This window comes from Micromonospora sp. NPDC007208 (assembly GCF_042869175.1).
GTDB classification, from domain to species: Bacteria; Actinomycetota; Actinomycetes; order Mycobacteriales; family Micromonosporaceae; genus Micromonospora; species Micromonospora foliorum.
In genome coordinates this window covers 21,651-36,557 of the sequence record NZ_JBIAFG010000010.1, presented here as the reverse complement: position 1 = coordinate 36,557, position 14,907 = coordinate 21,651, and the positions used below count along the sequence as shown (strand labels likewise).

Below are 14,907 nucleotides of genomic sequence, written 5' to 3'. Positions count from 1 at the left end.
GCCTCCCCACACCAGGAGATTTCAGCCTCCCAGCCGGGGACGGAACGGCCGTAGTCCTCATGTGTAGGACATGACGTCCCTGCCTGGCCCCGATTTCTCGCCCGTTCCGGGCTGAACCCGCAACCCTCCTCATCCGTTGGGGGAGCACGACGAGTCACGTCCCGCCACCGAGGGAGCCGTTATGCCCGCACTGTCCGACTGCCTGCCTGGTGTGCTGGTCACTGTGTTCCCCAAAGGGTTCATGTACCTGGCAGACTCGGCAGCGCCGCAGGTCAACGCCGGCATGCTGGAGACCGCTGAGCGGATGAGCGTCCCCGATGGGGTGAACGTCTTCGTCAGCCGGGACACCGCGCTCGATCCTGCGTTCCGCCGGTACCTGGACCAGTTGGATCCGAGAGCGCGGGCGACGCACGTGGTAACGGTGCTCGACCCGGAGACACTTCAGCCGGTCACCGACCCGGAGACGCTGAGGTCCGTCGCGGCCGGCCTCGACCTGCCCGTGTCGACAGTCGAGCCGATCGCGGGCGAGGACATCGTGCCGGTGGATGTCGCGGGTCGCGTGACCGCTCTGGAGATGGCCGGCTACCGGGTTCTTCCGCCCAACGCGATGGCTCAGCGAGCGGCGCTGCTCGACGCCGTCAGCCTTTCCGGGACGCCGTCCAGCATCCAGGAAGGGCTGGAGCGGCTCACTGGCTGGCATGAGCGGGTAGCGCTCACCCGTACACAGCTCGGCCTTCCCACCAACCCGGGGGACCTCGCGCACACCGGGCCGGGAGAGCACGCGACGACGTACGCGCTCGGCGCGTACGTGGCTCGGTACGGGGGTGACGGAGTCTTCGACCTGCTCACCTCCACCGAGCCGCTGACGTCGAACCGAGTCGCGACCGCGATCGGTGGCACCCTCACATCTGTGCGACCAACCACGCTGGCGAGCGTGCTCAGCCGCAGTCCGGGGTCGTCCGCGCTGGTCACCGGCACGGCGGTGGGTGCCTCCACCGAGCAGGTGTTCTGGCTGACCTCGGACGAGAACGGCACGCTCACCTGGCACGACCCGCGTGCCGCTGTCGGTACGCAGGTCTTCGACATCGACGGTGGAAACGACTGGCGCACCGCCGTGCTCGAACGCGACGACGCGCGAGCGATGCTGGTCGGCCCGGACGGCATACCGGTCGCCCTGCCCGAGCCCGGGCCGGCGGTTGTTGGTCCGCGAAACCACGAGGTGACGTACGTCGGCGACTGGCCGCCGAAGAACCTTGACCGGTACGGGCTGAACTCCGTCGACTTCGAGGGCATGCCCGTCATCGCCGTCGACGTGCGGGTGCATCCGGGCGAGGGCCGCCCGTTGGACCCGAAGCAGTTCGTCGAGATCAGGTCGAGACTGGAGCGGTACTACCTGAACAACGTACGGCCGACGGTCGTGGCGACCCGCCAGCACGAGGAGATCGAGAACCTCGCCCGGACCTTCGAAGCGGCCGTCGTCCAGCAGGTGGTGCAGGTCGGTATCGAGGGCCGACCCGGCTGGCAGGTCATCCGACCCGATGCCGTCCCGCGGACCTTCGACGGTGCCGCCGTCACCCGGGCGATGCTGGACGTCGCGGACCTGTCCAGCATGACGGCCCGTGAACCGTTGCCACCCGTCCTGGCCGAGTTCCTCAGCCACGACTCGTACCAGCAGGCGGCGGACCACCTCACCGACCACGCCGACCAGTTGCGGGATCCGGCTGTTCTCACGGCTGCGCGGGACCTGGCCGACAGGTTCCCGGAGGATCGCCGGCTTCAGGGGCTCGAGCTGGCTCTGCGGGTGGCCGCGCGAGCGCCCCTCCTCGCCGGGGCGGAGCCGGTCGAGCCGGCCCTGGTGCAGATATTCGATGAGCAGCCGTCCTGGCCGACGGGTCGGCCCGTCGACGCGCGCTTCGTCTTCGACTACCTGACCGCGTCCACCCAATGGCAGGGCGAGTTGGCGCCAAGTACGGGCACACAAACCCGAGAGACGCACACCAACCGGATGACGTGGGACAGCCTGTTGTTCCAAGGAATGCTGGACTCCGCCATCGACCCGGCCGAGGCGATCGCGCTGGTCCGTGCCGTGGGTGAGTCGAACAAGCAACGGGCAGACCGGGCAGCGGACGGGGGTAAGGAGGTCGCTCAGGCGCACGCCTCGATCTTCGAGGCGGTCAAGCTGCTGCTCAGCGGGGACCGGGTGGCGGGCAGCAACGACTGGCGCGAGGTGCTGTCCGTGGAGTGTCTGACCGGCGCGGACCGGGTTCCCTGGCACTTCCGGTTCAAGCAACTCCTGGATAGCAAGCGGCTCGACGGAACGCCGGGGTTGGCCGACGAGATCAGAGGGCTGACGGCACAGATTCTGACCTGTCACTGACGCGCACGCCATCAGCGAGATCGTCACCGGGCACGAAATCCGGGCCGCCGATCTTCAGCGATTGGCCGAGGAGGTGCTCAAGTGCCGACCGGTCGACCTTCGGTCGCAGCCTGGTCGCACAGGGCAAAGGAAGTGGGTGTCAAGACGACCCGATTATGGTCGTGCGGCGAGCTACAGGAGAGTCCATATGACAACAATCGCTGTCGTCGCCGCTGGCTCGGTGGTGCGGCAGGGCGTCTGTCGACTACTCGCCGAGGCGTCGTCGAGGTTCATGCCGGAGGGCTTCGCGTCCCTGGCCGAGATGCCTGCCGAACTGCACCCGGACGTGGTGGTGATCGACTGGCCGAACCGTGCCGTCGACGGGCTCGCCGGCCTGCTGCCGGCCGACTCCCGTGCCGTGCTGCTCTGCGACCCGGCCGACCCGCCGGACCTGGCTCAGGCGATAGCCGCCGGCGCGCGAGGCTTCCTGACCCGTGACACGGAGGTCGACGACCTGCTTCTCGCCGTCGACGCCGTACGGCACGGCGGGATACACCTGGCCGCCGACATGCTCGGCATGCTGACCGGGTATGCCGAGCATCGCCATCTCGCGCTCGGCGAACGTGAGATCGAGTTGCTGCACTGGGTGACGAGGGGCCTGACCAACGAGCAGATCGGTGGGCGGATGAGCCTGACGAAGTCCACCGTCACCTCGTACGTCAGGCAGGTGCGGAGCAAGTTGAACGCGGCCAACAAGACCGACCTGACGCGACGCGCGATCGAACTCGGGTATGTCGTACCGCTCTGACCGGGAGGTGCTGTCGTGAACCAGCCCAAGGACCACGCGTGAGCACCCTCGAGGTGGCGGTGGTGTCCCCGTCCGACGTCGCCCGGGCCGGGTTGGTCCGGTTGGTGTCCAACCTGCCGGGCCTCGAGGTGAGCCTCGAACTCGCCTCGGTCGCGCGGCTTCTCGCCCTCCCGGCCGGCCCGCCCCTGGCCATCGTCGACATCACCGGGCTGCGGAGCGCCTCCGTGCACAACCATCTCTGGTCGGTGCTGCCGCGGCGGACCCGGGCGGTGCTGGTGTGCCGGCCGGACGTGCGGCTGTCGCTGCCGGACGCGATCCGGGCCGGCGTCCGCGCGATGATCCTCGCCGACGACGCCGAACGGGATCTGCAGACGGCCACCGAAACCGCCGCCCTGGACAGCGTCTACATCAGTCCGGGGCTGGTCGAGGCCGTGTGCGGCCTCCTCAGTCCCGACCCGGTTCACCTGGCCGACCAGGAGATCAAGGCGTTGCGGCTGGTCGCCAGCGGGTTGAGCAACGTGATGATCGGCGAGCGGATGGGCGTGACCGAGTCGACCGTCGGCACGTACCTGAAGCGCATCCGGGCGAAGTTGAACGCTGCCAACAAGGCAGAACTCACCCGCCGGGCGATCGAACTGGGCTACGTGTCGCCGCACCGATAGGTCCTGACGCCGATGCCCCCCGGCGTCGGCGTCAGGACCAGAACGTTGGTCTGCTCGACGTCGGCACTACCCACCGGGTGACGCCGCGCCCAACTCCCGCCGTTACTTCCGCTTCGCGGCGACCTCCCGCTGACAGGCCTCCCCCAGGTCCATCACCTTCTGAACCGACTCCGAGTCGCTCTTCGAGATCGAGTTCGGGTCGACCTCACCGTCGTTGACGGTCCAGCTCTTGCCGTCATCGCCCAAGGCGGCATGCTCAAGACCCTTGCCCTTGAGGCACTTCACGACATCGCGCATGAAGTCCCCCACCTCCGGATTGGCCGGGTCGAGTTCCCATGGCTCCAGCGGAATCAGGTTTTCGCAAGCCTTGGCCGCCGCGTCTTTCTTCGCGGTGGGAAAATTGCGATTTCCCCGATCCTTCGTGATGTCGAAACCGTGCTCGAGCAAGCAGTCCTCGTACGGCTTGTAGCGCGCCCTCGTGTCCTCCGGGGTGTCGTCGAGGCGTTTGCGGGGACGTTCGGCCTGCTTGGCCGACGCGGCCACGGAGGGCGTTCCACTCTCCAGCGTCGCCACATCCGCCTTGCCGCCGGCACCCGCCTGATCGTCGGTGGAGGCCGAACAGCCAGCGCCACCAATCACCATCGCGATGGCAACCACGGCCACCGAAAATTTCCTCATCGTGCTGCCATCCTCATCGTGTGCCTTCTGTCGGGCCTTCGGCGTGGTACGGCCCGTCGGCATCCAGAATCACCACTGACTGTCAGAAAGCTGTTTGCTGGCGGCGCCCACATGGCATCGATCCGACGGGACCTGGCGCCTTTCCCCAGGTGTGACCATCAGGCCGAGGCGAGCGCCTCGGTCGGGGTAAGTCGGGAGGCCCGGACCGACGGGTAGACCCCGGCGATCACGCCGACCGCGACGGCACCGCCGAGCCCACCGAACGTCGCCGGCAGCGAGACCACGATCGGCCAGCCGTGGTACACGGCGTAGCCGGCGACGGCGACCATGCCGAGCAGGGTGCCGGCGACGCCGCCGAGCGTGGCCAGCGCGGCCGACTCGGTGAGGAACTGGGCTCGGATCTGGCCCCGGTGCGCACCCAGCGCCCGGCGCAAGCCGATTTCGGTACGGCGTTCCAGCACGGAGATCACCATCGTGTTCGCCACTCCGATCCCGCCGACGAGCAGCGCGACCAGGGCGAGACCGAGAAACAGGGACGAGAAGTTGTTCTCGGTGGCCCGTTTCGCGGCGAGAGCGTCCGACGGACGGGTCACCACGACATCCCCGGGTTGGACGGGCGAGATGGTGGACGGCAGGACCGCACGGACGGCCTCGATCGCCGACTCTCTACATTGGATGTAGATGACCGTGGGGTGTCCGTCGAAGCGGAGTTGACTGCGGGCCGACTCCCAGCCGACCAGGACCGAGCGGTCAATGTCCGGCGAGAGCGGTGTCTGGGCGAGAATGCCGACAACGGTGAACCAGGTGTCACCGATGATCACCAATGGCCCGGGGCCGGCGGTGCTGCGCAGGTCACTGAAACCGAGCCGGGCCGCGGCGACCGAGCCGAGCACCACCGTCGGAAGCCTCTCGGTGGCGGCGTTGAGCCAGTGCCCGGAGCGCACCTTCGCGTTGATGGCTGGCAGCAGGTCGAGGCGGGCGGCGAGCACGGTCAGGCCCGACCCGTCGCGGGGATCGGTGCGGTCGTTACGGCGCACGAACGTGTGGGTGTTGGCGACCGCGCTCGCAGCCGTGACCGGGCCGATGCGCTTCACCATCGCCGCGGCCTCTTCGGGAAGCTTCGGCGGCGGGTCGACGTCGTTCTGGGCCATGGCCTGCAGATTGTTGGTGCCGAGCGCGGAGAGTTCGCGCAGCAGCGCCGCCTGACTGGAGGCGGGGATCCCGGTGACGACGACCATGGTGGCGATGCCGATCGCGATGCCCAGCGCGGAGAGGGCGGCCCGCGCCTTGCGGGTACGGATGCCGAGCAGCCCGACGTCGAGCAGGTCGAGCGGGGAGAGCCGGATCCGGCGGATCACCGGGCAGCCGCCGTGTCACGGACCAGCCGACCGTCGCGGATCTCGACACGGCGGGGCAGGCTGGCGGCGATCTCGTTGTCGTGAGTGATGATGGCGATGGTGGTGCCTTCCCTGTTGAGCTGGTGCAGCAGTTGCAGCACGGCGTACCCGTTGGTCGTGTCGAGCGCGCCGGTGGGTTCGTCGGCCAGCACGAGAGCCGGACTGTTGACGAGGGCTCTGGCGATGGCGACACGTTGACGCTCGCCACCGGAGAGTTGGGCCGGCCGGTGGTTGACGCGATGGGCGAGGCCGACACGGTCGAGAGCCTCGAGCGCGAGCGGGCGGCGACGTTTGCGTGGGATTCCGGCATAGAGCAGGCCGGTGGCCACGTTCTCGGCGGCGGTGAGGCCGTCGGTCAGGTGGAACTGCTGGAAGACGAAACCGAGCCAGTGACCACGCAGGGCGGATAGCTGGCGGTCGGCGAGCTTGGCGACGTCCTGGCCGCTGATCAGAACGGTGCCGGAGGTGGGGCGGTCCAACGTGCCCATGATGTTGAGCAGGGTCGACTTGCCCGAGCCGGAGGGCCCGACGATGGCGAGTAGTTCGCCTTCCACGATGTCGAGGGAAACCCCGCGCAACGCGTCGACCCCGCCGGCGTAGCGCATGCCCACGCCGCGGGCAGAGAGCACGATGCTCACGAGGTGGTCACCACTCTCGTACCCTCGACGAGGCCGTTGCCCTTGATCTCGACGAGTCCCTTGGCGAAGATGCCGGTATCGACCGCGACCAGGGCCCCACCCTCGAGCTGGACGGCGTAGCCACCCTCGTTCAGCGCCAGCAGCGCACCGACCGGAGCGACGAGAACGCCCTTGTGGGTCTCGGCGGCGAAATCGACCTGCACCTCGGCGGCATCGATCTTGGCGATGGTGTCGGGCTTGTCCACAGCGACGGTTACGGTGACCTTGGGTACGGCGTTACTCGAGCCGCCGTTCTCCTCCGCGGGCTTCACGGCGGTACCGATGGCGGTGACCTTGCCGCTGACCGTGCTCTCATCGGGCAGGTGCACGGTCGCCGGATCGCCCTGCTCGACCGAGCTTGCGTCACCCACCTCCATCTCGAGGCTGATCGCCTTGGTGGTCTGAGTGACCGACATCAGCGGGGCGCTCGCGTTCTCACCGGGCAGGACGGCGACGGAGTCGATCCGGACCGCGCCGACGAGCACCACCACGTCTCCGGGCTCGATCGTGCCCGTCTCCGGAACGTGCAGGTCTTTCTGCCAGCGCTTGACGGCGGCCCGGAGCGCGGTGGTCAGAACGCCTTCGCCCTTCTGCACCGTCACCTCGGGGCTGGACTTGGGCGACGGCGATCTGGGTGACTTGGACAGCCGGGTACCGGGCCTTGGCTGGTCGCCGACGTCATAGCCGAGAGTCTTCAGATTGTCGGCGACGACCCGCACATCCCGGCCAACCATGTCGGGGTTCTTCAACGGGCGGTACAGCGGTATGCCGCCGTAGAACAGCGACACCGGCCGGTCGTCGACGCGGTACAGCTGCTGGCCACGCTTGATCGACATTCCCGGCATGGGCAGCCAGGTCACCGTGCCCTCTTTGCCACCCTTGAGCATTTGGGCGGCGCCGTAGCCGAGACGGCCCGTCAGCGACTGCGACGTCGAAATATCCTGCTTCACCAGCGCGATCGTCTCCACACCAACCGGTTCGCCATTAGCCGGCGGCGGGGTACCGCCAGCCCCGGCGAACCAGACAACACCGGCCGCAGCGGCGATCCCGGCGACGAGAACAGCGGGGACCATTTTTCTCAGGTAACGTCGGCGCGGCGTCGGATCCGCGCCGACGGCCGGAATGACCTGAGTCTCAGAATCAGACGACTGCGCTGTTGGGGTCAAGGGCATGGCGCCGATCATCAGACGCGAATATCAGAATCCTGTCAGGCCCGACCATGATCTTTTCGCGGCCGCCGCGTCTCGTCTCGTACCGGTGCGGCAGCGACGAATCGTCCGTCCCGGGAACGGCACCGGACTCAGGGCATTGCCGCCTGACCTATAGTCGGCGTCGTGTGCGCACATGTGCTGCTCGCCGAGGACGACGAACGGCAGGCGGAGGCGTTGCGCCGCTATCTCGTTGCGGAAGGTCACGAGACCACGGTCGTCCATGACGGCGAGACGGCGCTACAGCAGGCCCGCCAGCAGGAGTTCGACCTGCTCGTGCTCGACGTGATGATGCCGAAGCTGGACGGCCTGCAGGTCTGCCGGACCCTGCGGCAGGAATCGGACGTGCTGATGCTGATGCTGACCGCCCGATCGAGCGAGGACGACCTGTTGCTCGGGCTGGATCTGGGTGCCGACGACTATCTGACCAAGCCCTTCAGCCCGCGAGAACTGGTGGCCCGGATCCGAACGCTGCTACGCCGCGTCCGCACGAAGCCTCAGGAGTCACCGGCGCACCGGGTCGGGCGCCTCACCGTCGACGAACCCCGACGCACGGTGACCGCCGACGGCATTCCGATCGACTGCACCGCCGGCGAGTTCGCAATCCTGGCAGCGATGATCCGCCAGCCTGGCCGGGTGTTCACCCGCACCCAGCTACTCCTGCATACCCGTGGCATCGACCGGGAATCGACCGGACGCACCATCGACGTACACGTCATGAACCTGCGGCGGAAAATCGAGGCGAACCCCCGCCGGCCACAACTGTTGCTGACCGTGTACGGCGTCGGCTACAAGCTGAACGCGGCGGTACCGTGACGCGCCAGCGGATCCCGCTACACCGCAGTCTGGTGGTGCGGCTGCTGGCCACCTCCATACTGGTGGCTGTCTGCGCGATCCTGGCGACCGCCTGGCTGGCCGTCCAGTCGACCACGCGGGCGATCCAGCAGGAGCAGGGACGCTCGCTCGCCGACGACAAGAGTATTTACGACACGCTGCTGGGCTACGCCGCCACCCATCGGGACTGGTCGGGTGTGACCGCAGTGGTCACCGAGCGGGCTGGCAAGCTCGACCGCCGGATCACCCTGATGACCCCGGATCGGCAGCCGATCGCCGACTCCGCACCGGGCGGGCCGTCGATGGATACGGCGCGGCCGTCGGCGACCATCGACCCGTTGCAGGTGGACCTGAGCCTGACCGGCGGGACCGAACGGGTCGACGCGCGCGCGATCGGGCCGTACCTGCTGACCAAACGGGAAAGCGCCGTCACCCGTAGCCTGGCCTCACGGCAACTCGCCTGCATCCGCGACCACCTGACAGGCGGCACGATTGTCGTCAGCCCGACCGGGCGGGCGTCCGTGCAGGTGGTCAACCCGGGTGAACGCGACTTCACCATCGCCTGCCCACCCGGCGAATTGACCAAGCCCATGCCGAGCGAGGCCGATGGGATCGCGCAGCTACAGACCCTGACGAAAAGGTGCCTGCAGGAAAAGGGTGCAGGTGTTCGAGTCGTCATCAATCCAGACCGCACGGCCAGCCCGACCGACGACGCCAAACTGGACAAGCAGATCGACGAATGCCTCCAGAAGTCACGCCTGGTTCAACTGAAGGAGTACGTGGCACCGCCGGCCCTCCTCTTCGTCACCGACAAGTCGCGGGGCACCACCGCACCGGTGTTCAACCTCTCCCCAGCGAACATGATCCGCATCGCCGAGGTGACCGGGGCGGTGCTGGCCGCCACCGTGTTGATCACGATTCTGGTCGGGCGCCGGCTGGTACGACCGCTGCGGGCACTGATCGAGGCCACCCGCCAGTCGGACGAACAGGGCCCGGTGCTGGTGACCACCCGCAACGAAATCGGGCTCCTGGCCACCGCGCTCAACGAACTCGCCGCCCGGCGGGAACAGACCGAGGCGTTACGCAAGACCATGGTCAGCGACGTGGCGCACGAGCTGCGGACGCCGCTGAGCAACATACGCAGCTGGCTGGAGGCCGCCCAGGACGGCCTCGCGCCACTCGACGCGCAGCTGCTCGTCCTGCTGCTGGAGGAGGCATTGCTGCTCCAGCACATCATCGACGACCTTCGGGACCTAGCCGCCGCCGACGCCGGCGACCTGCGCGTGCACCGCGAATCGCACGATGTGGCCGACCTGTTGGAGCAGGTCGTCGAGGCGCACCGAGGCGCCGCCGAGGCCGCCGGAGTACGGCTGGCCACCTCGGTGGTCGCCGACCCGCAGGTGGCGGTGGACGGTGCCCGGCTGCGCCAACTCGTCGGCAACTTGGTCACCAACGCCGTCCGGCACACCGCCCCGGGCGGCTCGGTCACGGTGCACTGCGCGGTACTGCACGACGAGCTGAATATTGCCGTGGTCGATACCGGAGCCGGCATCGCACCCGCCGACATACCCAAGGTCTTCGACCGTTTCTGGCGGGCCGACGACTCGCGGACGCGCAGCACCGGCGGGAGCGGGCTCGGCTTGTCGATCGCCCGCAAACTCGCCGAGGCGCACGGCGGCACACTTGGCGTCGAAAGCACCCTCGGCCACGGCAGCACCTTCACCATCCGACTGCCGGTCATGGCACCGGTCCCGCACTGACCGCTTGCCCACCCCTGCAGCAGGCCACGCCTCAATCGAGCGTCGGCGGGTGCAGCGGCACGTGGCCGTCGGGCAGGGGGTTGCGAACCAGGTCGAAGCATGGCCGCCGACACAAAGGGGGACGGCCGCCGTTGGTCGTCTGCGGACGATTGCCTGAGCTAGCGCTGGGGCAGGTACGGGAACATGCCAGCCAGATGAATACGGCGTAGCGCATCCAATGCGCCTCCGATCGGGCGCCGAGCAGAACCTGCGCCACCGCCAGGCACACCAGCTCGGAGTTGGTCAGCAGCAGTGGCCGGTCCCGCCACCGGGGGGTGCGGATGCTGTCGTCGATACTTACGTATCGAATGCCCTCTGAAAACGCGGGGTAGCGCAAATCCAGTCGCTGTCTACTGTTCTGGAAGCTCTCATCAAGTGCGCGGCGATAGCCTGTAGAACGCGGTGGTGGTGGCCAGGCAGGGGCGTCACGAGGCGGCAGGTGAGCGCCAACGGTTCACGCAACCAGGCGTGCGGGTCGCCGTTCACCCCACCACACCGGTTTCGAGACTCTACGGATTGAGGTACCAATGTACAAACGCCTCGCCTTCAAGGCGCTCGCCGTCGCTGCGGCTGCGACCGGCACTGCGGCGCTGCTCCCTGGGGTCGCTCAGGCGGCACCGTACCCGTGCCCGAACGGGCAGATCTGTATTTACTCGGGGTTGAACCAAACGGGCTCTGTCGCCATTCTGCCGGGACTCCAGCCCCGTGGAGCCACCAAGTTCAAGGCAGAGATCGCCGATTTTCGAGGCTACACCTTCTACAACGGCAAGACCCTCAACGATACGGCGTCCTCGATCACTAACAACACCAACCACTGGGTGTTCCTGTATCAGGATGGGCACTACAACGGGTATACCCAGAACAAGAAGCCAGGGGAAGCCTCGATCATGCCGCGATCGAAGGCGAACTTCGATGGCAGTCCTATCTACGATTTCACCCCCCTCCCAGACAACACTGCGTCCTCCATCACCGTCGGACAGTCGTTGACCTGCGATCGCAGGGACTTGCATTATGATTGCCACATGACTCCTGCGTATCCGAATAGCTGAAACCTGCCTCGGTATTTTCTACAAGGCCAGATCGTCCACCCTGGCCCAACAAGCTCGAAAATAGACCGGGACTAGCGTGTGTCAGCATTCCCGGGACGGCCAATGTTGCGGAGTCGGGCGGTGAGTCAGCTGCTGGACAGCGGCTTTCCTGGCGAAGCAGACGCGTCGTGAACGCTCTCGGCGGCGACGTGCGTCCGGAATTGCCGGATGTCAGCCTGGATCCATGGCTCGGATCGGTGGGCAGCGGTGTCCAAGTTGACGCATAGATGACGAATGTGCCCTTCTGGGCTGCGATGATCTAGTTTATCGACGACCTGATCTGCGCGGCCTGGAAGGGCGCTTTCGGTGCAACGATCTCATGGGTGGCATGCGGACGGCGCGGTGTTCGATGAGGGCAACATCAGCGGCCCTGCAGGCGCTTCACGTTGTCGCCGAAGGTCCACCCCCTCGACCCGTCCCAGTTCGCCGACCAGGTCATCAGGCCCTTGAGGGCGGGCACCGAGTTCCAGGCCCCCTGGTGCCTACGGGCGGCTGGGTCGGCGGGCACCGAGGTGGGGGTATCAGCTGCCGCCGGCCTGCGCGTCGGCGGGTGCGGCAAGCATGCCTCCGGAGATGTCGGCGGCAGGCCCGCGCCGCTGGCTCGGCGTGCAGTGCGGGCCCGCAGTGGCTTTCGCCGGTCGCAGAGTCGTCGCCACGCGCTGTGTCACGACACGCGGCGGACCTCTTCCGGCCCGAACCGCGAAACGAAGAGCCGGCCGAGGTCCTGCCAGTCCTGGACAGAAGCCCGTTCATCAGCGTGAAGCTCAAGACACTCGTCAACGGTCCAGTCCTCGTAGGTGACATACGGCTCCCACCACCGCCCGCTACGCCACGCCGCACGGGTGCCCTGGCGCCCTTCGGACTTGTTCAGGCCGATCCAGAACAGATTCCCCGGATCGATCCGTGAGCCAGCGATACTTGGGAAGCGTGTCGCCGGTGCCCACCCGCGCCAGGCGTGGTTGAACGCGAGCTCCAGATTCAGTTTGGCGCTGGACACCGCTTCCACGCCCTGCGCGAGCACACCTAGCGCCATCCCCTCGACCACATGCTTCACCTGCTGGTCCTTCGTCGGCATGCGCCGATGCTACGACGAGCCGCCAAAGCCAGCCTCCCAAAGGTCCGCAGCTCACGACACCCTGCTCGTCGAGCACGATGATGATCGAGAACGACGCGCCGCCCAGTAGGCCGATCGCGGGCCGAGCGGCGACGGTGTGAACTCCCGAATGACCCCCCTACGTGCCAGCTGCGACGTCGACCGCGAGGGCGACGAGGGCCGTGAACGCCTGCAGGACGCTGAAGGCCAAGGCCCACAACGCGATCCGGGCTTCGACCGTTATGCGCCTGCCGGGCGTCTCGACCGCCGCCGGCGACGTGACCTGGTGAGCAACCGGCGCCGGGGACGTCGGCAGGGACGCGAACGACGGCGGCACGATGTGCAACCGGTAGAACCACGGATCCAGCCAGCTCGCCGCACCCATGTGACGAACCCACGCCACCGTCTTCTGTCGCTTGTGTTGCCGGCAGCCAACGAGGACCTTGCCGCCCCTCGCGCACGGCTTCCTGGTGGTCTTGGTCAGGACAAGGCATTTGGCGTTGATCCTGAAGCCGAAGTAGTAGCAGACGTACAGCAAGCCAACTGACGAGAAGAACAGGAAGCAGACGACGTTCTCCCAGAACGTGGGCTGCGCGGCGGGCCCCGGATTCGCTGCCACGAGAAGCACGACAGTGCAATCTACAGCAAGCAACCAACCAGCCTCGGAACGTGACCGCGCCCACCGGCGGTCGGAGACATCTGCCAGACGACGTTCGTCACGCGCTCGCCGTACCTAACGCCGCGACGACCGTCGACGGACCCCGGGCGGCAGCCGACGGCGATGCCCGCCTGTCACCACGCCGCCCGGAACTCCACTAATGACACGTGTCAGCGGGATTCGTGCGCCCGTCCGGGCCGCCGCCGGCCTGCCGAGGACCGAAGCTTGGCGCCTCCTGTGGCCGAGGACGGCTTCCACCGAGGGCGGCAGGCAGGCGCCGCCGCCGGGCGCGCCTCCGCGGGGCGTTCCTGCGGTGGCTTCGGATGGTGGCTGAGCTGGCGCCGGATCTCCTCGCCAGGTTTGGCAGCGTCAAGGACCAGACGCGCGGTGGCTTCCGCGGCCTCGCGCTGAGACTCGGGCAGGACGCTGGTGTAGATGTCCGCGGTCAGTTGGATGGTGGCGTGCCCGAGCTGGTCCTGCACCGCTTTGAGATCGGCGCCGGCTTCCCGCGCCAGGGTAGCCGCGCCGTGGCGCAGGTCGTGCAGCCGGATCGGCTGCAGCCCAGCCCGGTCAACCAGCAGCCGCATCCGCTGGGTGAGATAGCCCGGGTGGATCGGCATCCCGTCGGGGCCGGTGAACACGTAACCGCTGTCATGCCACACCTTCCCGCTCGTGGCCCGCAGGTCGCGCCGCTGGGTTTGCCGGTCGCGGTGCTGGCGCAACACCCGCACCGTGTGCTGGTCCAGGGCCACGCTGCGGCGGCTGGTCGCGGACTTCGGTGGCCCCTCGTGCACGTCGTAGCCGGCGGTGGTGCGCTGCCGCACCACCGACAACTGGCCCGCGTGCAGGTCGACCTCGCTCCACCGCAGGCCGGCGGCCTCACCGCGGCGCAGACCCCGCAGGGCGATCAGCCACCACAGGGCGAACAGGCCGTCGTCGCGGACGTAGTCCAGGAAAGCGGCCAGCTGTGTGGCTGTCCACACCGCGACGGTGGGCCGCTCACCGGTGGCCCTCCACTCGGCGACGCGAGCCTCGGTCCACACCTGGGCCTGGGGACGGGGACGCGAAGGTAGCTCCAGGTGGCGAGCCGGATTGGTGACGAGCAGGCCCTCGCGCACGGCGCCGGTCAGCGCCGCCCGCAGCGTCGTGTGGATGTGCTGCAAGGTGCAGGCGCTCTGCAGTTGCCCGGACCTGTTGCGGGTCGCCGCGATTTGCCCGAGCGCCGCGGCGAGGTGCCGTGAGCTCAGGTCACCGAGGATCAGCTGGCCGATGTGCGGAATGAGGAACCGCTCGACGTCGTGGCTGTAGTGCATTCGTGTCGTCGGCCGGATCCGGGTCCTCGTCGACAGCCAGTACCGCAACCAGCGGGTGACCGTCCAGGACCGGCCGGCCTGCTCCTCCCGGGACAACGCCAGCAACTCGTCGCGCGCCGTGCGCGCCGCCGCCTCCGACGCATAGCCATCCCGCCGGATCCGCTCGGTCTGCCCGAGCAGATTGCGGATTGAGCAGTGGAAGTACCAGCTGCCGTGAGCGCGTTGCGTCAGCTGCGGACAGGACGCGCCGCGCCGCCGGCCCGTCTCCGGGTCCACACACCGGCACCGCTTCACGATGACACCCTGACTGTTCATGATCCCCCTCGACCTGGTAGG

13 protein-coding genes and 1 pseudogene are annotated in these 14,907 nt (G+C 67.9%); 6 read left to right on the top strand and 8 right to left on the bottom strand.

The window, feature by feature from the left end:
* The first annotated feature begins 181 nt into the window (after positions 1 to 181).
* From ACFYL6_RS20220 to ACFYL6_RS20210, 3 genes are all read left to right on the top strand, one after another.
* Entirely contained in the window at positions 182 to 2,377 is a 2,196-nt protein-coding gene (locus ACFYL6_RS20220; protein WP_387173141.1) for a hypothetical protein, read from the top strand.
* 187 nt (positions 2,378 to 2,564) lie between these two features.
* Positions 2,565 to 3,164 (top strand): LuxR C-terminal-related transcriptional regulator, encoded by a 600-nt coding sequence (locus ACFYL6_RS20215; protein ID WP_387173139.1) that lies wholly within the window; start codon positions 2,565 to 2,567, stop codon positions 3,162 to 3,164.
* A 38-nt stretch (positions 3,165 to 3,202) separates the two neighbouring features.
* On the top strand, positions 3,203 to 3,826 hold the full coding sequence (locus ACFYL6_RS20210; RefSeq protein ID WP_387173138.1) for a response regulator transcription factor: 624 nt from the start codon (positions 3,203 to 3,205) through the stop codon (positions 3,824 to 3,826).
* 102 nt (positions 3,827 to 3,928) lie between these two features.
* Here ACFYL6_RS20210 and ACFYL6_RS20205 read toward each other — a convergent pair whose 3' ends face one another.
* The 4 genes from ACFYL6_RS20205 to ACFYL6_RS20190 all read right to left on the bottom strand — a co-directional run bounded on the left by ACFYL6_RS20205 (position 3,929) and on the right by ACFYL6_RS20190 (position 7,762).
* Entirely contained in the window at positions 3,929 to 4,504 is a 576-nt protein-coding gene (locus ACFYL6_RS20205) for a hypothetical protein (protein WP_387173136.1), read from the bottom strand.
* Between the two features lie 158 nt (positions 4,505 to 4,662).
* Complete coding sequence (locus ACFYL6_RS20200; RefSeq protein ID WP_387173134.1) at positions 4,663 to 5,862, bottom strand: ABC transporter permease; 1,200 nt, start codon at positions 5,860 to 5,862, stop codon at positions 4,663 to 4,665.
* On the bottom strand, positions 5,859 to 6,530 hold the full coding sequence (locus ACFYL6_RS20195) for an ABC transporter ATP-binding protein (protein WP_387173476.1): 672 nt from the start codon (positions 6,528 to 6,530) through the stop codon (positions 5,859 to 5,861). The genes ACFYL6_RS20200 and ACFYL6_RS20195 overlap by 4 nt, the downstream gene beginning before the upstream one ends.
* 5 nt (positions 6,531 to 6,535) lie before the next feature.
* A complete protein-coding gene (locus tag ACFYL6_RS20190) occupies positions 6,536 to 7,762 on the bottom strand; it encodes an efflux RND transporter periplasmic adaptor subunit (RefSeq protein ID WP_387173132.1) in 1,227 nt (408 codons plus the stop codon).
* Positions 7,763 to 7,924: 162 nt separating this feature from the next.
* Here ACFYL6_RS20190 and ACFYL6_RS20185 point away from each other — a divergent pair, with 162 nt between their 5' ends.
* The 3 genes from ACFYL6_RS20185 (at position 7,925) to ACFYL6_RS20175 (ending at position 11,468) form a co-directional block, all read left to right on the top strand.
* Complete coding sequence (locus ACFYL6_RS20185) at positions 7,925 to 8,602, top strand: response regulator transcription factor (protein ID WP_387173130.1); 678 nt, start codon at positions 7,925 to 7,927, stop codon at positions 8,600 to 8,602.
* The gene (locus ACFYL6_RS20180) at positions 8,599 to 10,380 is read left to right on the top strand and encodes a sensor histidine kinase (protein WP_387173128.1); all 1,782 of its coding nucleotides are present in this window, start codon (positions 8,599 to 8,601) and stop codon (positions 10,378 to 10,380) included. Before ACFYL6_RS20185 ends, ACFYL6_RS20180 begins: the two co-directional genes overlap by 4 nt.
* 566 nt (positions 10,381 to 10,946) lie before the next feature.
* A complete protein-coding gene (locus ACFYL6_RS20175) occupies positions 10,947 to 11,468 on the top strand; it encodes a peptidase inhibitor family I36 protein (protein WP_387173126.1) in 522 nt (173 codons plus the stop codon).
* Between the two features lie 400 nt (positions 11,469 to 11,868).
* On the opposite strand, the pseudogene ACFYL6_RS20170 reads toward ACFYL6_RS20175, so the two are convergent.
* From ACFYL6_RS20170 to ACFYL6_RS20155, 4 genes and pseudogenes are all read right to left on the bottom strand, one after another.
* Positions 11,869 to 11,979, bottom strand: a pseudogene (locus ACFYL6_RS20170) (chitinase); the annotation flags it as partial.
* Positions 11,980 to 12,171: 192 nt separating this feature from the next.
* Entirely contained in the window at positions 12,172 to 12,582 is a 411-nt protein-coding gene (locus tag ACFYL6_RS20165; RefSeq protein WP_387173124.1) for a hypothetical protein, read from the bottom strand.
* Positions 12,583 to 12,739: 157 nt separating this feature from the next.
* Positions 12,740 to 13,228, bottom strand: a complete 489-nt coding sequence (locus tag ACFYL6_RS20160; protein WP_387173122.1) for a hypothetical protein — start codon at positions 13,226 to 13,228, stop codon at positions 12,740 to 12,742.
* Positions 13,229 to 13,428: 200 nt separating this feature from the next.
* Positions 13,429 to 14,886, bottom strand: coding sequence for a tyrosine-type recombinase/integrase (locus ACFYL6_RS20155; protein WP_387173120.1), 1,458 nt, complete (start codon positions 14,884 to 14,886; stop codon positions 13,429 to 13,431).
* Positions 14,887 to 14,907 lie beyond the last annotated feature (21 nt).

Coding starts and splice junctions, on each gene's coding strand:
- ACFYL6_RS20220 (WP_387173141.1), top strand. CDS start 182: ATGCCCGCACTGTCCGACTGCCTGCCTGGTGTGCTGGTCACTGTGTTC.
- ACFYL6_RS20215 (WP_387173139.1), top strand. CDS start 2,565: ATGACAACAATCGCTGTCGTCGCCGCTGGCTCGGTGGTGCGGCAGGGC.
- ACFYL6_RS20205 (WP_387173136.1), bottom strand. CDS start 4,504: ATGAGGAAATTTTCGGTGGCCGTGGTTGCCATCGCGATGGTGATTGGT.
- ACFYL6_RS20190 (WP_387173132.1), bottom strand. CDS start 7,762: ATGATCGGCGCCATGCCCTTGACCCCAACAGCGCAGTCGTCTGATTCT.
- ACFYL6_RS20175 (WP_387173126.1), top strand. CDS start 10,947: ATGTACAAACGCCTCGCCTTCAAGGCGCTCGCCGTCGCTGCGGCTGCG.
- ACFYL6_RS20165 (WP_387173124.1), bottom strand. CDS start 12,582: ATGCCGACGAAGGACCAGCAGGTGAAGCATGTGGTCGAGGGGATGGCG.
- ACFYL6_RS20155 (WP_387173120.1), bottom strand. CDS start 14,886: ATGAACAGTCAGGGTGTCATCGTGAAGCGGTGCCGGTGTGTGGACCCG.